3 protein-coding genes are annotated in these 2,686 nt (G+C 59.3%); 1 reads left to right on the plus strand and 2 read right to left on the minus strand.

The window, feature by feature from the left end; translation table 11 throughout:
- The coding region (locus WBM93_RS13205) for a phytoene/squalene synthase family protein (RefSeq protein WP_424432328.1) at positions 1-638 on the plus strand (638 nt) is incomplete at its 5' end.
- Positions 639-642: 4 nt separating this feature from the next.
- Here WBM93_RS13205 and WBM93_RS13210 read toward each other — a convergent pair.
- Both WBM93_RS13210 and WBM93_RS13215 read right to left on the minus strand, forming a co-directional pair.
- Positions 643-1,431, minus strand: coding sequence for an inositol monophosphatase family protein (locus WBM93_RS13210; protein WP_424432329.1), 789 nt, complete (start codon positions 1,429-1,431; stop codon positions 643-645).
- Positions 1,424-2,686: TldD/PmbA family protein (locus WBM93_RS13215; RefSeq protein WP_424432330.1), on the minus strand; the 1,263-nt coding region annotated here is incomplete at its 5' end. The genes WBM93_RS13210 and WBM93_RS13215, both read right to left, overlap by 8 nt.

The raw sequence follows: 2,686 nt of genomic DNA on the forward strand, positions 1-2,686 counted from the left end.
CGCAGGAATGTAGCATTCCGATTTTCTTCGCCAATGACATGATCGACGGCTTTGCCCTCGATGCCCGCGGATGGCGGCCGGAAAGCGAGAATGATCTGTTTCAATATTGCTATCATGTCGCGGGAGCGGTTGGATGTATGATGGCGATCGTGATGGGCGTTTCAGCAAGAGATCAGGAAGTGCTCGATCGTGCCTGCGATCTCGGGCTGGCGTTCCAGCTCGCGAATATCGCGCGGGACGTCGCCGAGGATGCGCAGGCCGGGCGATGCTATTTGCCGAATGCCTGGTTGAAGGAAGCCCGCCTCGATCCCGACAATATTATGAGCCAGGACCGCCGTGATGCCCTGATCCCGCTGATCAACCGGCTTTGCGATCTTGCGGGAGAATATGAAAATTCCGCGCGCGCGGGTGCTTCGAACCTGCCGTTCCGGTCCCGCTGGGCGGTACTGGCCGCCGCCGGGATTTATGGCGATATCGGCAGGGCGATTAAAAAGAGTGAGGGCGCTTCGCTCGAACAGCGGATATATACCACCAGGGGCAAAAAACTCGGCTGGATAGTGAAAGCCTTCGGGCAAGCCCTGATCAACAGGCGCGGACGTGACCGTGACGGATTGTGGACCAGAACGCGCGCTGCCTAGACGTTTAGTCTTCAGCCCCGTTTTCGGTTACATATTTGCCGATCCGGTGCACGGCCACATCATATAGATTTTGCGAACAGCACAGGACGCCGAGCGCCTTGCCATGGGTGCCGTTGTAGACCAGAGTTTCGCCGAGCGCATTGGTGACGCTGGCCCCCGCTTCGGCGGCGATAACATGGGCGGCGGCAATGTCCCATTCATGGCCCCAGCGGGTAGAGGCAACGACGTCTGCACGGTCATCCGCGACCATCGCCATTCTCAACGCGATACTGTTCGGCTTTGTCACCGCTACCAGATTCAGCTCCGGCGGCAACTCTTCGGCCGGGATGCGGCAACCTTCATATTGCTGGCGATGGCTGGCGATCAGAGGCCGGCCGTTGACTTCGCTGTGGCTGCCTGCTTTGGCGACCCAGAATTCGTCCATTGCCGGGGCGACAAGTACTCCGAAAATCGGTGATTCATTGAGAACCAAAGCAACCGAAACGCACCAGCCGGTCTTGCCGGCGACATAGTCCTTGGTGCCGTCAATCGGATCGACAACCCAGGTCAGTTCATCGCCGGCATCGCTATGATCAATGTGGGTTTCTTCCGAAAGCCACCCGGCTTCGGGAAGCAATTTTTCCAGCTCCAGCCTCAGAAACCGGTCGACCGCTATATCGGCGTCGCTGACAATCTGTCCGGGTGATTTTAACCAGGTCCTGTCGGCTTTCCTTCCCAGCCGCCAGTCGCGCATGGCGAGCGCCCCGCCCTCTTTGGCGATCGCGATAACCCGGTCAAAATCTATGTCAGCCACCGGCCACCGTCATGCTGTCGGTGCGCAAGGTTGGCGCGTTGATGCTGTAGCGATATTCCAGATCATTGGCCGCAATCAGGCTTTTGAACATGTCTTTCAGATTGCCCGCGATGGTGATTTCCGAGACCGGTGGTCCGATCTCGCCGTCGACGATCAGGAACCCGCCCGCGCCGCGGCTATAATCACCGGTTACCGGATTGACTCCCATTCCGATAAGCTCGGTAATAAAGACGCCATGTTTGATGTCCTTGATCAGGTCGGCCTTGCTGACCGAGCCATTGCCCATATGCAGATTGGTTACACCCACTCCCGGTGCGCCGCCGACACCGCGCGAGGCATGTCCGGTGGGCTGCAGACCCAGCTGGCGGGCCGAGGCGCTTTCCATCAGCCACTGGGTCAGGCGACCATTGTCGATCAATTTGGTCTTGGCGGTGGGCAGACCTTCGCCGTCAAACGCCTTCGACCGGAGACCGCGTTTGCGGTGGGGGCAGTCGATGATGGTCAGGGCGCTGTCGAACACCTGCGTATCGAGCGCATCGAGCAGGAAACTGGTTTTCCGCGCGATAGCACTGCCGGCGATCGCACCGACAAAATGGCCGAGCAGGCTGTTGCCGACGCGTGGATCATAAACGACGGGCATCGCACCAGATTTAAAGTCCACCGGGTTGAGCCGGGAGATGGCGCGTTCACCTGCTTCCTTGCCGATATTTTCAGGATCGTCGAGATCTTCCAGAAAGCGCACGCTGTCATAGGCATAATCGCGTTCCATGCCGTCGCCTTCTCCGGCGATCACGCTGGCCGACAGGCTGTAACCGCTGGTTGAATAGGCACCCGAGAAACCGTGGCTGGTCGCCAGAGCCACGATGCTGCGCCCGGCACTGGCTCCGCCGCCTTCGCTGTTGGTGATCCCTTTGACCGCCCGCGCTGCATCCTCCGCTTTTAACGCCAGTTCGCGCAACAGTTCGGGTTCCGGATCCTGTCCGTCATCGCCTTCGATCGGATGCGGTTCCGATTTCAGCAGCAGGTCTTCGGGCGCGAGACCCGCATATTGGTCTTCCGGCGCCTCTCTGGCCATATCCAGAGCGCGTCCCACCAGGGCTGAAAGGATCTGCGGATCCATATCGGAAGAAGACACGGTTGCCGAGCGTTTGCCGACAAAAACCCTGAGGCCGATTTCCTCCCCTTCCGACCGCTCGACATCTTCCAGATTCCCGAGACGGATCTGCACCTGGGTGGCCGCATCGCACACATAGAT

This window comes from Parasphingorhabdus sp., assembly GCF_049667325.1.
GTDB lineage: Bacteria > Pseudomonadota > Alphaproteobacteria > Sphingomonadales > Sphingomonadaceae > Parasphingorhabdus.